Origin of the sequence: Caballeronia sp. AZ7_KS35 (genome assembly GCF_023631045.1) — a bacterium.
GTDB lineage: Bacteria > Pseudomonadota > Gammaproteobacteria > Burkholderiales > Burkholderiaceae > Caballeronia > Caballeronia zhejiangensis.
Window position 1 is genome coordinate 110,684 of sequence record NZ_JALQDV010000010.1, and the last position, 14,812, is coordinate 125,495.

Below are 14,812 nucleotides of genomic sequence, written 5' to 3' on the forward strand. Positions count from 1 at the left end.
CGGTCAGAAGCGTCTCTGGCCGAACGTGCAGAAGTTTCTTCACGACCCCGCTCGACTACGCCTGCGGCCCAACTACCGGAGCTCACTCGTTGCCGCCGTTCGCCAATCGGACGCCTTGTCGGCCGGCATTGTCAGCGGAGCGGACGTTCGAAGATCCGATGCATCGATGCTTCAGTGAAAATCCGCCCACGTCAAACCTTCTTAGCCGGCAACGCATCCTGAGCGATCACGAAGTTGGGGGCGGCCCGACGAGGTTCGCGTTGGTATGTGAGCGCTTTGCGGGCGAAAGTTCGCACTTTTCTCGAGCTGACATAGCAATCCGCATTCGCCCCCGAATTCCGATCGACGATTTCGTGAACCTCGCTACCGCTGAATTTTTTCGTGGTGCACGTGTCGTCGTCCGCGAAACGCTGCATTTCAAACTCGAACGTAGATGAGTTTTGCAGGATGCCCTAACCTTTCTGCTAAAGCGGTGAAGCCAGCCCGCCGTCTGATTGCTGGCGCGCCGTACTTAAATGTCAGTTCCTGTGCGATGCTCTATGCGCGAATTCAACGTTCAATTTGACACCGACGACACCCGGGTCCATTGCGTCTGCTACCTAGTTTGTGCGACGCTAGTGTCGTACGGACTGACGCGAACATGGTCACTTCCTCACTTAGTCGAATCTACCCGCCTGTGGCACGCACGATCGAAAACGTCCTTTGACTGGATGACGCGCGTTCAGCTTGGCCAACTCGCGTTGAAACTTTGCAGAGAACACGTCAAACAAAAGCGTCGCTGCCCCCAAGTCGAATGTATTTTCACCGAGTCACTTGCGCTGGATCTGACGAGTGCGGAGGTGATCGAATTGTGGGCACGCTGTCGTGACGCGCTGAAACCGCAAAAATCTTGAATTCCGTCTGGTGCGAGATCTTTTCCGCGTGCAGTTACCCCGAGATCTACGGCATGCTGAACACAAGATGATCTCATCTTCCTACCACTTCGCTTTTGGCGACCGTGGAAGATTGTGCCGCTGTGGTCGCTCCGACGGCGCTAACGTCCGCTACGGAAAGAATTTCATCCCGATGGACGTCAGCTTGCCAGTATTCTTCTAGGACCGTATATGAACGCGTCCCGCTTGCGCCAGTTTTTATGCGAATCGACCTGGACAAGATGGGTTGCAGTCGTATACATGGCCTCGTCCCGTTTGCCAAACAATCTGTTCTACGGCGAGCAGGTGCTGGATTGCATATATACATTCGGCCTTTCTGTGGCACGCGTGTGCCCGGCCCCAATGGATTTCGCCCGGCGACTCCTACTTATATCCACGGCTTCGAGAGCCCTAAGACTGCGCAGGTTTTGTCACCGACGGTCCGACCTGTTAGCCATTGAATCAGATTACTTGTGCAACCAGTGAAGAGGGTAAATCACTGCTACTATCCGACCGACGCTCCGCTCATACCGGCGATACGTACTCCACACCGCGTGCGAGCAATACCCAGATCGTCCTGGCAATCTTGTTGGCAAGCGCTACGACCGCGATGTTCGTTCCCCGTCTCGCCTGCACCTCAAGTATCCATCGAGACAGCGTATCCGTATGCTTTATCGCCTGCTGTACCACGGATCTCGCACCGTGTACCAGCAGCACTCGCAGGTAGCCGTTCCCGCGCTTGGTGATACCGAACAGACGATCCTTGCCGCCTGAGGAGTGCTGGCGTGGCGTCAAACCCAGCCAGGCCGCGAACTGCCGACCATTTGAGAACTCGGAGGCGCTTCCCGCAGCGGCGATGACGGCGGTTGCAATCATCGGCCCGACCCCACGAATCTTTTCCAGGCGCTGGCTTGCAGGCGATGCCCTGTGCACGTGATGAATCAACTCATCGTACCGGGCGATCTGCTTATCCAGCAGGACGAGTCTCTCGTACATATCTCTCATCATTGACCGAGTCAACCCTGTCAGCTCGTTGCATTCGTCGTCGATAATCGCGGGGAGTTGCGTCCTTATTTTTAGAGGTGTTTGGGCAATGACCACCCCGTATTCAGCCAGCAGGCCTCGAATCTGATTGATCTGTGCGATGCGGTCTCGCATCAACAGACTGCGGACGCGATGCATGGACTGGATATCTTGCTGCTCAACGCTGTTGACTGCGACGTAGCGCATGGTCGGGCGGGACGCAGCTTCGACGATTGCCTCCGCATCGTTGCGGTCATTCTTCTGGGATTTTACGAACGGCTTGACGAATCGCGGAGCGATGATCTGCACGTGATGCCCCATTGCCGAGAAGCGGCGAGCCCAGTAGTGCGCCCCACCACAAGCTTCCATCACGATCCGGCAACAGGGTAGAGCAACGACTACTTCGAGGAGCTTGCTGCGGCTGACTCGCCGACTCAACACCGGGTGGCCTCGCTCGTCGACGCCGTACAGCTGGAAGATGCTTTTTGCCAGATCGATGCTCAGCAACGAGACGCTCATGACGGCCTCCGCTCATACGTGGATCAGGGAGTGCTCATACTGCCATACCCTCTGATGGCGATCATTTGCATTCACGCATCGAAGGTGGGACGAGGCCATTCCACTATATCCGGGCTTGTTGCAGCCTTAGACGCTGCGGCCCCCGATGAAATCCGCTGACTAGTTTCATGACGTCAGCCGTGTGGGCGCGTCGTGCGAGTCACGTGCACGCGACGCCATCATGTCATGGCCTTCATTGCGAATTAGGCCAGCCTGCGATTCATGCGACGTTTTCTCCCAACTTGCCGGTTCCGTCTAAAAAAAACGCACGCGTTGCCAACATGGTCTTCCATAGCTCCTTGGCCGGTCCTATCAAAGCGCCACTCAGATTCATACGAGCGATCCGACAATTGGCCCACCGGCCACTACTTTCGTCCAGCGTTTGGACGTTAGCCATAGCCCGTTCCTCTTATGTTGACCGATGCTGCGGCCGTTGTGAAGGGTCCGCCGCGAGTACGTGCGAGCAGCGCTAAGGCGCCATAAATTGGCTCACCTCGCGATTCAGTAGGAGACGGAGCAACAGAGTTGTGCCCATCGGGCGTCTAATTGCGGGCAGATCGGGCCATCTGAATGCCGTGGCAATAGTTGCGAACGTCAGCTCGTGGCCGATGAGTGTCAGATGCGATTTGCATACGGAGTCAGCTACTGCCGGCGCTCGCGTTTCGGGCGGAGGCGATCCTGAACTGCCCGTCGACCCACTGTACCGGCCAGACCCGCTCGCAAAACGATAGTCGTCATTGCCCCGGTGAACTGCCGAAGCGACTTGCTTCCTTGCAATATTTCGAATATATTGGAAATATGGAAGATAAAGACGTTATTCGCGCCCTTGCAGCGCTTGCCCACGAACTACGCCTGCGTGTGTTCCGAATGCTGGTCGTCGCGGGTCCAACCGGCTTGACGCCGGGCGCCATGGCGGACCAGCTCGACGTTCCAAACGCGACGCTCTCCTTTCACCTGAAGGAACTGATGCACGCTGGCCTCGTCACGCAGGAGCGCGACGGGCGCAGCCTGATCTATCGGGCCGTCTATGATCAGATGAGCGCGGTGCTTGGCTTTCTGACCGAAAACTGCTGTCAAGGGCAGCCTTGCCTTGGACCTGGCGCGGCCTCATGCAAATTGTGATGGAGAACCACCATGAAGCGGTTTCACATCCACGTCCACGTTGACGACATCGCAGCCAGTGTCGCGTTCTATTCGAAACTGCTCGCCGCCGAACCGGCGCGCGTCGAGGCCGACTACGCGAAATGGATGCTGGACGATCCCCGCGTGAACTTTGCGATCTCGACGCGAGGCACGAAAGTCGGCGTGGATCACCTCGGCTTCCAGGTGGACGCCGCCGCCGAGCTTGCCGAACTCGCGAAGAGGGCCGAGGCCGCGGACCTGGCCCTGCTCGATCAGGGCGAAACCACCTGCTGTTATGCGCGCAGCGACAAGCACTGGGTTCTCGATCCGCAGGGTATTGCCTGGGAACACTTCCATACGCTGGACGGCGCGCCCGTATATGGCGAGAGCCGGAAGACTTCGGCGTCGTCAGGGGCAACGTCCTGCCGGGCTCCGAGCGGCAAACCAATTCGCATTGCTGTGAAGCCTGCCGGCTCGGCCTGTTGCTGACTACGCTGTCCGCTGATAGCCCCATGACCACGAACGTATTGATTCTCTGCACCCACAATTCTGCGCGCAGCGTGCTATCCGAAGGCATGCTGAACCATTGGGAAGAAGCTCGGCAAGGACGTCCGCGCGTACAGCGCGGGCAGCGCCCCGAGCGGCCGCATCAATCCGTTCGCGCTCGAAGCGCTGACGACCGCAGGTATCGACATGCAAGGCTATCGCAGCAAAAGCTGGGATGAATTCGTGCAGGACGGCGCGCCGCAGATGCGCATCGTCATCACGATCTGCGACAGCGCTGCGGCCGAACCGTGTCCGTTCTGGCCGGGCAGCCCGGTCAAGGTTCACTGGGGCTACGCCGATCCGGCGAACGCGCCGGGCGGCGATGAAGGCAAGCGGCAGGCGTTCGAACTCAGGCGCGAAGCGATCGGCTACCGCACGCTGCAACTGCTCGCGCTCGCTCTGGAGCGGCTGGATAACGCCCAACTGCCGCAGACGCTGAACGACATCCTTCCGAGCTGAACCCTTTCCATCGAGTCACCCCATGAACACCCCCAATGTTGCCGCTTCGGGGAAGCCGCCCGCGAGACCGGCCATCAGCTTCTTCGAGCGATACCTGACCGTCTGGGTCGCGCTGTGCATCGTCGCGGGCATTCTGCTTGGGCAGGTCCTGCCTGGTGTTTTCGAGGCAATCGGCCGGATGGAATATGCGCACGTCAATCTGCCGGTCGGCCTGCTGATCTGGGTGATGATCATCCCGATGCTCGTCAAGGTCGACTTCGGCTCGCTGCACGAGGTGCGCCAGCACGTTAAGGGCATCGGCGTCACGCTCGTCGTGAACTGGCTGGTCAAACCGTTCTCGATGACGCTGCTCGCGTGGCTCTTCATCAAGCACCTGTTCGCGCCGATGCTGCCTGCAGAGCAACTCGACAGTTACGTCGCGGGCCTGATCCTGCTTGCCGCCGCGCCCTGCACGGCGATGGTCTTTGTCTGGAGCCGGCTGACCGGCGGCGATCCGCTGTTCACGCTCTCACAGGTCGCGCTGAACGACAGCATCATGGTGGTCGCCTTTGCGCCGCTCGTCGGCCTGCTGCTCGGCATTTCCGCGATCACGGTGCCGTGGGCGACGCTGCTCACGTGCGTCGTGCTCTACATCGTGATTCCGGTCGTCCTCGCGCAGATCCTGCGCAAGGTGCTCCTCGTTAGGGCGCAGGCCGCGTTCGATGCCGCGTTGGCAAAGATCGGCCCGTGGTCCATCACAGCATTACTGGCGACGCTGGTGCTGCTCTTCGGGTTCCAGGGCGAAGCCATCCTGAAGCAGCCGCTCGTCATCGTGCTGCTCGCTGTGCCGATCCTGATCCAGGTGTTCTTCAACTCGGCCCTTGCATATGGGCTCAATCGCGCGGTCGGCGAAAAGCACAACATTGCCTGTCCGTCGGCGCTGATTGGCGCGTCGAACTTCTTCGAACTGGCCGTCGCCACGGCAATCGGTCTGTTCGGCTTCAATTCAGGGGCTACGCTCGCGACCGTCGTGGGCGTGCTGATCGAAGTACCCGTCATGCTGCTCGTGGTGCGCATTGTGAACCGCTCAAAGGACTGGTACGAGTGCGCCTGACGAATAACGAAACGATCACAGAGGGCAAACGTGTCCGATCTCGCTACTGATCTCCCACAGGTGAACCCCGCGCTGTTTCGCGTGCCCGATATCAATCGACTGCAGGCTGCGAAGGCGTCGCCCCATCAGCCGCGCATCCTGCTGCTCTATGGTTCGCTGCGCGAGCGCTCCTTCAGCCGCCTGCTGAGTGAAGAAGCCGCACGCCTGCTCACGGCGATGGGTGCCGAAGTACGCACATTCAATCCGAGCGGCCTGCCGCTGCCGGACGACGCGCCGGACAACCATCCCAAGGTGGCCGAGCTGCGCGAGCTGGTGCTGTGGTCGGAAGGCATGGTCTGGTGCTCGCCGGAGCGGCACGGCGCGATGACTGGCATCATGAAGGCGCAGATCGACTGGATTCCGCTTTCGGTCGGGGCGGTGCGGCCCACCCAGGGCAAGACGCTCGCCGTGATGCAGGTCAGCGGCGGCTCTCAGTCGTTCAACGCCGTCAACCAGATGCGTGTGCTCGGACGGTGGATGCGCATGCTGACCATCCCCAACCAGTCGTCGGTGGCCAAGGCGTTCATGGAGTTCGACGAAGCCGGCCGCATGAAACCTTCAGCGTATTTCGATCGCGTCGTTGACGTGATGGAGGAACTGGTCAAATTCACGCTGCTGACGCGCGACATCGGTCCATACCTCGTAGACCGGTACAGCGAACGCAAGGAGAGCGCTGAGGAACTGATGAAGCGCGTGAATCAATCGGGTATCTGATGCGAGCGGTTCCAGTCGCCACTCGCGTTCAGCGTCGCGCCGCCCATTCGCATGCTGTCGAATGCTCCGCGTCTCTGTGAAATTCTTCCGGCTGTTGAGACTCACTGGCACACAGGACCTGCATCATGCATCTTCGATAGCAGTTGCAACCGACCTCGCCGCGATAGAGGCATTGCTCGAAGCCAACGAATTGCCTACGGTCGGCGTTGCGGAGCACCTGACCAATTTCCTCGTAGGAGTGGATCCATCTGCGACCATCGCGTGTGGCTGCGTCGAATATCACGGCGAGTTCGCTCTCATGCGCTCGATCGTTGTTGCACGGGACGCCCGTGGTTTCGGTCTCGGCGAAACCATCATCGCCCATTTGTTGGCAGCGTGCCGGACGCGGGCGGTTCGATCGGTAGTGTTGCTAACGACAACGGCTGAGCACTATTTTGCTGGTCAAGGCTTTGCACCCGTTGCGCGCACCGAAGTGCCTCCGCCTCTGCTGGCATCCAGCCAGTTCCGAGGCGTGTGTCCGGCGTCTGCTACCACGATGTTGAAGGTGTTGAAGGTCGACGAGGAAATAAAGCAGTACCACCGAGGAGGAAAGATTACAACGGGCAACTTTCATTGCGTTCGCGGACGCAGCGCCCCAATGAAGAACTCGTCAGAGTCGTGTCGGAATTGCGTCCGGCTGCATATCTACCGAAAGTCCACATCAATAAATATCCGCGTTCCTGCGATAAACTGGCGCTCATCGACGAACACGTCATGCCTGATCTACCACGCGACGAACCGGTCACGCTGTATCGGGGGCCAGCCCGCCGTTCTTGGGTGAATCGGTTAGACGGTCTTTGCCGAACGAGCCGACGGATTCGAACCTGGCGGGATCTTCCGCCGCCAGTTAGTCAACTGGGCGGAGCAAGTAAAAGCGCGCCGATCTAGCGGACGGGGCTTTGTAACCCTACCTTACCTCCGCCGAACAATGACATAGCTGTTTCTATCAACTTTTCGTAGGATAGCTTAATATCGACGTTCGTCAGCGCGCAGAGCTGACCCCTCCGACATCGGCAGGCCGATGGTTGCGTCTGACTACAACGGGATAGTTATATTTAGATATCTGTCACGTCGTCACGCTCAGTCGCCGGCCGTCAGCACGCAATCGCACACATTCGCACACATTCGCACACATTCGCACACAATCGGACCCAATCGCGGGGCTCCGGTCGCATGGCCACAGCATCCTACGGTCAGCACGCGCAAGCCGATGAAGCGCTCCGCAAGCGCCGCGACGACGTCGCCGTGAGACCTTTGTCATTGGATTCCCGCAGAAACGTAATCTGCACCTGACGGTCACTCGGAGCATCGTCGACCCCTACCCAGACTATGGCAATTTTCTACGGAAGCGCCCACCCCTAATAGCGGCGATAGAGAAATGTGAAATTCCGCCACGTGGCGCAAAATGTAGAGACACGTTGCAGCATGGAGATCGAGATGAAGCGGACAGTCCGCGACAGCGAAACGGGAAAGCCGTTTCGGAGCCTCGTCCTTGCGATCCAAACCCGCATTTCTTCGTTCGGACCATATGTAAGCAACGGGACGTCACAGTTCGGGGACATGGCAAGAGTTGCTGATATGACCTCGTTACAGGCTCACGACGTCGTAACAAGGGGTCTACCAGTGGCCCTCGCGCGCGAAATGATCGATGAGTATGGTGTCGTCTCGCGTGAAGCGTTACTGCTCGCAATCGGCGTGAGTGAGCGAACCCTGCAGCGCGGCAAAGACGAAAGCCGCCTGCTCGACAGCAATGCCACGGATCGGCTACTCAGGCTTGCTTGCATTACCGAACAGGCGATTGATGTCCTCGGATCGAAAGAAGCCGCAGAGCGATGGCTATCGCAGCCCGCGATCGGGCTCGATCAGCGTCGGCCGGTCGAACTGCTGCAAAGCTCCGAGGGTGCGGAATTGGTCAAGACACTGCTCGCCCGTATGGACTACGGGGTGTACTCTTGACGCCTTTGCCGGCGGGGCTTGGGACGAGCGCACTAACCGTTTGGCGCCTCGAACGAGAGAAGCACTTCCCTACCTGGAACACGGCCGAAGGCGCTTTTCTCGTTGGAGGACGGTGGTCGTCGCCCGGACAACGAGTGATCTATGCCTCACTGGACCCTGCTACTACGATATTGGAAGTTGCTGTGCACAAGTGCTTCGACGTGTTGGATAGCGTGCCCCATCGACTACTAGAGATTGAACTCGGAACCACGCCGATCAAAGTCCTCCTTCCTTCCGAGGTTCCAAATCCGCACTGGTTGAGCCCGGGTGCCGTCAGTCCAAATCAACAGAAATTCGGCGACGCGCTGTTGGCTGCAAGCCCGCTCGCCTTAGTCCCGAGTACCGTCAGCAAACATTCTTGGAACTTGCTGATCAACGTTGCTTCAGCATCAGACCAACTCGCCTTGAAGAACCACGAACGCTTTGCGCTCGATCCTCGGCTAACGATGATCCGCTAGCCCGGGGATTGAGTTTCGGTGTTGCGCAATCGCCCAGGTAAGCGTCCTGTTGCCCGTTCAGTACGAAATCGGGCTGAGAAGAGCAGGAGCGCCGAACTCCTGCACTTTCGCATTGGATTGCTGAAAATACAGTGTCCAGAACTGCCTGAGCGCTGTCATCGCCTGCGGATCGCGGTATGCATTGCGCGCTTTCGCATCGCCGGAAAGCAGCCCGGCGCCGATCACATAGACACGCGCACCGCCGAAATCGGCGATCAGACCCGCCGCGTTCGCCTTCCTCAGCTCCACCGCAGGATCGACGCGCCGGACGGTGTTGTGGGCGTAGAAGCTCGCGACCGAGCTGTTTTCGAGCATGTCCGACGCTAGGAAAAGCACACGGTCGGCGGCCGGAGAGGCGCGCACTTTGTCGCCGATGTCCTTTAGCGCGGCGAGGATGTCCGACTTCGCAAGATCATTGGTCGCCGTCGACTGGACCTGCACGACCGCCGCCAGCAATGACTTCCTGGCGAACGCGGACTGGCCTGTCATGCACGCGTCGAACGTGCGTAGCGCGCGTTCGCTCACGTCGTCGCGCAGCTTCGCCGATATTGGCGCTTCGATGATGCCGCGTGTCACCACTTCCGTATAGTGACCTTGCGAGAAGGCCGAAAAGTCGATCAGCGTGTAGGCGCTCCCCGGCTTGACGGCGGTAGCCGCGGTCGCGGCGATCTGCGCTTGCAGCTTCTCATCGAAGACGGTGGTCTGATCGATCGCCATGAACAGTTCACGGTCGATTCCACTCGCAGGCGGATTAATGTGATTGGCCGCGTAACAGCTTGGAATGTCGTTACTAATGCCCGCCATCGCGGTACTTGCGCACAGGGTCATTGCGACCGCGGCAAATGCGATTTTGACAATTCGTTTCATGGTCGACAGTCAAACCTTGAAGAGATCGTCGAGTTGCGATTCAAGCGCAGTTTTGGCCTGCTCCGCGCGCTCCTTTCGCAACTTGATCTCGGCGATGACTGCTGTCCGCACCGGTTCGTTGAGACGATAGATCAGCTCCTTCTTGCGCGCGAGATCTGCTGTTCCCTCGATTTCCGACACGAGTTCGTCGATCGTGACGCTCGCAGCGACATCGGCGACGGGCGGCTGTGTCACGGCCTGAGCGGCTGCTCGTTCATCGGTCCGCGTGTCGGCAGGCGCGCGAACCGGAGCAGCATCGAGATCGGACTGTGCGCGCAACTCCATCGCGTAGTCGCGGAATGTCTTCGTGAACGTCTTGCCCGAAATGTCGGCGTTCTCGGCCATCCGCTTTTGAAGATTCTCCAATTGCGACTGCGTAATCGCGCGCAGCGGCGCGAAGTAGTTGTTGTAGTCCTCGAACGTGGTGAAGCCCTTCGTCGTCTTCCACGCGGCGCGGCTCTCGCGACCGCCGAATCCCCAAGCGAAGCCGCCGAAGATTCCGACGATCTGCGTCACCACAAAAATCACTGCGAGTGTGATGAACGCGGCGGCGCCTTCGCTGCGCGTCGACGACGACTCTTCCGCGCGCGCCCGGTCATCGGCAGCCTTCTGGCTAGACATGAGTTCCGCAGGGACTGCATTGGCCGTGGCGAACGGATTGCCGGCATCGACGCTTTGGCTCATGCCCATTGCTTCACGCGTCTGCTCGGCGTTGAGATTGCTCCAGCGCATCCAAGTCGACGTCACAGCGATGATCACAATCACCGCAATCGTCACGCCCACCATGAAGTAGCTGTGGTTGGTGCCGATGCGATTCACGACCTGTGTATAGTCCGGTTCGCCGTCGTCGAGCGACTGATCATCGTCGAGCTTGACCTTGCGGCTTGAGAAGCGCTCCTGGGTCTTGTCTTGCTTCCACTGCTTGCGGCTACGGACGACAAGATTCGAGCGGTATAACTGATGCCCGGCCACGTGCGTCAGGAACACCATGATCACGCAGAGCACGAGTACGATCGCCACCATCAGCAGCGTGTGCGTATTTGCACTGCCGTCGCGAGCCATCCAGCTTCCAAGCAGATATGAAAACCCAAGGCCTTCGGCGATGACCAGCACGGTCAGGAGCGCGAGAAGCCACACGGGCGTCGGGGAGCGACCACTGTCATCGGCCTTGGCGAGATACGCGTTGCGCTTGTTGAACTCTTCCTTTGACAGATACGAGATGAACTTGTTGTAGTCGCCACAGAGCGTGCGTTCCGAGTCGGTCCACCCGCCCTGTGCGTGAATCCCGTGGCGCGCGAGGCGTGCAGTCTTGCCTAGCACGGGAAACGTGTATTTCCAGTGGTTCAGCCAGAACTCAAGCGTCGAACGGTATGCGAACGCGCCGAGCGCAGCGACGGCGGCCACGACGCACCAAGTAACGGTGCTGAGATTGGCCTGTATGAGGTCCATCATGATCGTTTTTCCTATTCTTATGTGCGTGCGATGACTGGCACGTATTCGACAGTGAAATACTGGCTGCTCTTATGGCGCACGAGTTCGCCTGCAGTCGCCTTGCCGTTCGCGAAGATGATGTCGGCGCAGTCGAATACGGCCGCGTTATTGACGAACACTCGATACAGTACGCCGCCATCCACAGCATAGGCATTGACTTCTGGAGACAGGCGCACCTGTGCGGGGCCTGCCAAACCGCCGCTCTGCTGATAGTCCTTCCAGACCAGCAACGTCGGCTTCGTGCCAGCCGTCGAGCCGTTGCGGAGGACGGACACGTCCTTCAGCGCGAGATACTGTCCGTTCAGCGTTGCGCCCCAGCTGCTGCCGTACAAGTTCTGCACGTGGTCCCTCACAGGCACGGCCTGATCGTCCGCAACTGACTTCATCGCGTGCGAAACGCGCGGGCGATCGTTCATGCAACTCTTCGTGACCGGCGCTTCGTCGGCGACTGCCTTGGACATCAAGGAGAAAGACGGCGAGACGGGCGTGGCGGCGAAACGAAGGCCGATTGCTGCGGGCATCGTTTCGCGCCAGCCGAAGTCGATGCTATCAGGTGTCGCCGTCGAGACAGCTTCGATGGGCTTCGAAGTCGAACCCGACGGCGCTGCGGCAATCCGGGTCGTGCTCGTCTGCGCCATCTTCGGACGTGCGGGCCTCTGTGCGACCGCCGTCTGCGTCTGGCCGGGCTTCACGCTCGCCGCTTGCACGCGGGCATCGTCTTGTTGCGACGACAACGGCCGATAATACTGATACTTCGGAACGCGGCTGCTCGCGTAGCTTTGCAGGATGTCGGTTCTCGCGCCAGCCAGATCCACGATCTCGACGCGACGATTCTGCGCGCGTCCTTCCTCGGTCCGGTTATCCGCGATCGGCAAGGTCTCGCCCGCGCCTTGATAAAAAACGTTCCCCGCTGCCACGCCGTGTTCCGCGAACAATTTGGCCACCGTGCGCGCGCGGCGCTCCGATAGATCGGCGTTCAATTCCGAGTTGCCCATGTCGTCCGTGTGGCCGATCAACAGAATCTTCGCATTGGCTGCGGCAGCCTTGTCGCCATCGCCCGAGGCTTCTGCTAAGCGGGTCGATGTCCGGTATTGCTCTGCGATTTCGGCGAAGTAGACTTTCGCGTCGGGTGTCAGCTCCGCGGAACCAGTCTCGAACTGCGTGTGGCGCATCGTATCAACGATCGTGAACGAGCTTCCGATCTGTTCAGTCTTTCCCGTGTCTGCCGCCCGGACTTCGAGCGGAGCAGCCGTATAGATGAGATCGTGCTTAGCTGCAATCTTAGAAAGGGCACAGCGCCGGCTGTCGACAGCATGGCCGACCAGTCCGCCGGCGATACCGCCCGCCGTCGCCGCGATGGCCGCTGCCGCCACTTTGTTCTTGGGCGCAATGACTGCGCCGAGAATCGCGCCAAGGCCAACGCCCACTGCAATACCGGTGTTCCGGCTGCTGTTCGCACAGGGATCGGGATTGGCAAATGTGCTTTCGAAGATATTGAGGTCGCTTTGTCCAGAAGCGCCCTCTCTGTTGTTGCTTTGAAGGCCGCCAGTGTTGGCGCACCCCGTAGCGGCAAAAATAGTGATCGTGGCAAGCCATAACGGCCTTGCCCTTCCGAATGCAATTGACATTCGCCCCTCAGTTCTTGGTTTTTATCGCGTCCGTTCGGCCGCTGCTTTTCGTTCCCCGTCGATGCGGCATGACAGGCGCACCTAGAGTGGTTTACGGCAAGCTCTTAATTAACTTTAGTGCTCTTTTGTTGCTATGCGGCGAATCCATCGGGGATTTGGAAGCGCCAATGATGGATTGCGTCACGAGCCTGAGCGCGTCGACCTCTTCGAACCGACAAGGTCGCAGGACCAAGCTCCATCGTCTGCAGAGCGGCGCGCCATTTAACATAGTGCCGGTGTCTCACGCCGCGCCCATGTGCATGACCTTGCTTACCCGGATCCGCAACCTCAGTCTTGAACGTGATCGCTGCACCCAACCAGGCCGCCTTCCCGAGAGCAGCTCCGCCGACGAAGGCTGCAGCTATTGCCGGCACAATCAAGCCTATGAAGGATCAGTTTGCTGAGTCATCGCGCACCAGGCACGTGGCAACTGGCATTGGGCCGAAGCAAATCACAGGCGTGCTCGCCGCGTTGGAGGAAGTGAAGAAGCGATTCTCGTCCGCCTGTTTTTTTGAGAGAGACAAGCGAAAGGAAGAGAAGCTTCTCGCGGTCATCGACTAATACTTCCGCCTGTTGAACTTGCTCAAAACGACAGGTGCAATGGCTGAACGAAACCTTTCCTCACGACGAAAGAACGCGGCTCGGCCATTGCCGACGTTGGGCCCGGTCGCGTTTAACGTCTGCACCCCGGCGGACTGCTCACCTTGGCGGCGTCGGGCGGCGGGACTACGACTGTACGCGTCAGCGAACTCACACTCGCGACCCAAAGCGCCTCCCTCCAACCTGCGACCGTCTTGGTCCGCTTCCGCATGACATGCGGTCATTTGCCAGCAAAACAAAAGGGATTTCGAAGCAAGGAGAGCGGCTCAACTTCAATTTAACGCGTTGTCGCTGTAAGCATTTATCGCCGATACGACTCGTGCATCGAGCCAGTGAAACGGCACAGCGAGATGAATCAGCTCGGCGACGATGACGATCACCAATAACGCGACGATCCAGCGCCGCGACTTGTCGGAGATTGCGAGGCGCGCGCCCAACAGTCCTCCGATCAGACTGCCCGTCGCCATGATTCCGTTAATCGACCAATCGATGCTTTGATGCTGGACGAAGACCGCCATCGCCGCGGCGGTCGTCAGCAACGTCGGGAAATTCTTGATGGCATTGGCTTCGACGAGCGTCAGCCCTGCTGCGAGCACGAGAACGAGCAGCATATACGTGCCCGAGTCGAGCACGATGAAGCCCGTCCATATGCCTACGAGAAAGAGCAGCAACATCGTCTTGACGCCGAGTTCGACGTTGCTATCGCCGACTGCGCTCAGCAGGTTCTTCAGCTTCGTGAGGATCAGGATCAGCGCCAGCACCACGGCGGCTACGATGAATTTGCGCAAGTCATGGCCCGGAAGATGTTCGCTCGCCACAGCACCCAGCGCCGCACCCGCCGTGAGCGGCGCCGCTGCGATCAATGCGCCGCTCACGGAATCGCTCCGTTTCGCGCGAGTCCTACAGTCGCGGCGATGGCGCCGACCAGCACAGGAATACGATTGGTCGCATTCGCGGCGGCCGCGTGAAGTCCGACCGACATGAGGATAGGCAGGGACACGGCCGATCCCGACGACGCAACGGTATTCAGAAAGCCGCACAGCAGTCCGGCAACGACGACGACGACGATGATTTCGGGCGTGAAGCTCATGACGGCTCCTTCATTGAGGAACCGCGAGCATGACCGTAGCGAGTGAGCTGAAAATTACGATG

14 protein-coding genes and 1 pseudogene are annotated in these 14,812 nt (G+C 59.3%); 9 read left to right on the forward strand and 6 right to left on the reverse strand.

Annotated features, from left to right (window positions below):
* Positions 1 to 1,436: 1,436 nt before the first annotated feature.
* A complete protein-coding gene (locus tag NCT05_RS12530; RefSeq protein ID WP_034474336.1) occupies positions 1,437 to 2,453 on the reverse strand; it encodes an IS110 family RNA-guided transposase in 1,017 nt (338 codons plus the stop codon).
* Positions 2,454 to 3,290: 837 nt separating this feature from the next.
* Here NCT05_RS12530 and NCT05_RS12535 point away from each other — a divergent pair.
* The 8 genes and pseudogenes from NCT05_RS12535 to NCT05_RS12570 all read left to right on the forward strand — a co-directional run bounded on the left by NCT05_RS12535 (position 3,291) and on the right by NCT05_RS12570 (position 8,957).
* Entirely contained in the window at positions 3,291 to 3,614 is a 324-nt protein-coding gene (locus NCT05_RS12535; protein WP_008342560.1) for an ArsR/SmtB family transcription factor, read from the forward strand.
* A gap of 12 nt (positions 3,615 to 3,626) precedes the next feature.
* Entirely contained in the window at positions 3,627 to 4,103 is a 477-nt protein-coding gene (locus NCT05_RS12540) for an ArsI/CadI family heavy metal resistance metalloenzyme (protein WP_008342563.1), read from the forward strand.
* Positions 4,104 to 4,126: 23 nt separating this feature from the next.
* A pseudogene (locus NCT05_RS12545) lies at positions 4,127 to 4,619 on the forward strand (arsenate reductase ArsC).
* Between the two features lie 22 nt (positions 4,620 to 4,641).
* Positions 4,642 to 5,712 (forward strand): ACR3 family arsenite efflux transporter, encoded by a 1,071-nt coding sequence (gene arsB, locus NCT05_RS12550; protein ID WP_250502358.1) that lies wholly within the window; start codon positions 4,642 to 4,644, stop codon positions 5,710 to 5,712.
* Between the two features lie 30 nt (positions 5,713 to 5,742).
* Entirely contained in the window at positions 5,743 to 6,465 is a 723-nt protein-coding gene (arsH, locus tag NCT05_RS12555) for an arsenical resistance protein ArsH (protein WP_034474331.1), read from the forward strand.
* A 61-nt stretch (positions 6,466 to 6,526) separates the two neighbouring features.
* Entirely contained in the window at positions 6,527 to 7,285 is a 759-nt protein-coding gene (arsN2, locus tag NCT05_RS12560; RefSeq protein WP_250502359.1) for an arsenic resistance N-acetyltransferase ArsN2, read from the forward strand.
* A 656-nt stretch (positions 7,286 to 7,941) separates the two neighbouring features.
* Positions 7,942 to 8,460, forward strand: coding sequence for an Xre family toxin-antitoxin system antitoxin (locus NCT05_RS12565; protein WP_250502360.1), 519 nt, complete (start codon positions 7,942 to 7,944; stop codon positions 8,458 to 8,460).
* A gap of 5 nt (positions 8,461 to 8,465) precedes the next feature.
* Entirely contained in the window at positions 8,466 to 8,957 is a 492-nt protein-coding gene (locus NCT05_RS12570; protein WP_250502395.1) for an RES family NAD+ phosphorylase, read from the forward strand.
* Between the two features lie 57 nt (positions 8,958 to 9,014).
* Here the strand turns inward: NCT05_RS12570 and NCT05_RS12575 are convergent, their stop codons facing one another.
* From NCT05_RS12575 to NCT05_RS12585, 3 genes are all read right to left on the reverse strand, one after another.
* Positions 9,015 to 9,713 (reverse strand): hypothetical protein, encoded by a 699-nt coding sequence (locus NCT05_RS12575; RefSeq protein WP_250502361.1) that lies wholly within the window; start codon positions 9,711 to 9,713, stop codon positions 9,015 to 9,017.
* A gap of 159 nt (positions 9,714 to 9,872) precedes the next feature.
* Positions 9,873 to 11,354 carry a hypothetical protein gene (locus NCT05_RS12580; RefSeq protein WP_250502362.1) on the reverse strand — a complete coding sequence of 494 codons (1,482 nt, stop codon included), beginning with the start codon at positions 11,352 to 11,354 and terminating at the stop codon, positions 9,873 to 9,875.
* A 17-nt stretch (positions 11,355 to 11,371) separates the two neighbouring features.
* Positions 11,372 to 13,021, reverse strand: a complete 1,650-nt coding sequence (locus tag NCT05_RS12585) for an OmpA family protein (protein ID WP_250502363.1) — start codon at positions 13,019 to 13,021, stop codon at positions 11,372 to 11,374.
* Between the two features lie 333 nt (positions 13,022 to 13,354).
* Between NCT05_RS12585 and NCT05_RS12590 the strand changes: the two genes are divergently transcribed.
* The gene (locus NCT05_RS12590) at positions 13,355 to 13,621 is read left to right on the forward strand and encodes a hypothetical protein (RefSeq protein WP_250502364.1); all 267 of its coding nucleotides are present in this window, start codon (positions 13,355 to 13,357) and stop codon (positions 13,619 to 13,621) included.
* 311 nt (positions 13,622 to 13,932) lie between these two features.
* Here NCT05_RS12590 and NCT05_RS12595 read toward each other — a convergent pair whose 3' ends face one another.
* Both NCT05_RS12595 and NCT05_RS12600 read right to left on the reverse strand, forming a co-directional pair.
* Positions 13,933 to 14,535 (reverse strand): sulfite exporter TauE/SafE family protein, encoded by a 603-nt coding sequence (locus NCT05_RS12595; protein ID WP_250502365.1) that lies wholly within the window; start codon positions 14,533 to 14,535, stop codon positions 13,933 to 13,935.
* The gene (locus NCT05_RS12600; RefSeq protein ID WP_250502366.1) at positions 14,532 to 14,750 is read right to left on the reverse strand and encodes a sulfite exporter TauE/SafE family protein; all 219 of its coding nucleotides are present in this window, start codon (positions 14,748 to 14,750) and stop codon (positions 14,532 to 14,534) included. Before NCT05_RS12600 ends, NCT05_RS12595 begins: the two co-directional genes overlap by 4 nt.
* Between the last annotated feature and the right edge of the window lie 62 nt (positions 14,751 to 14,812).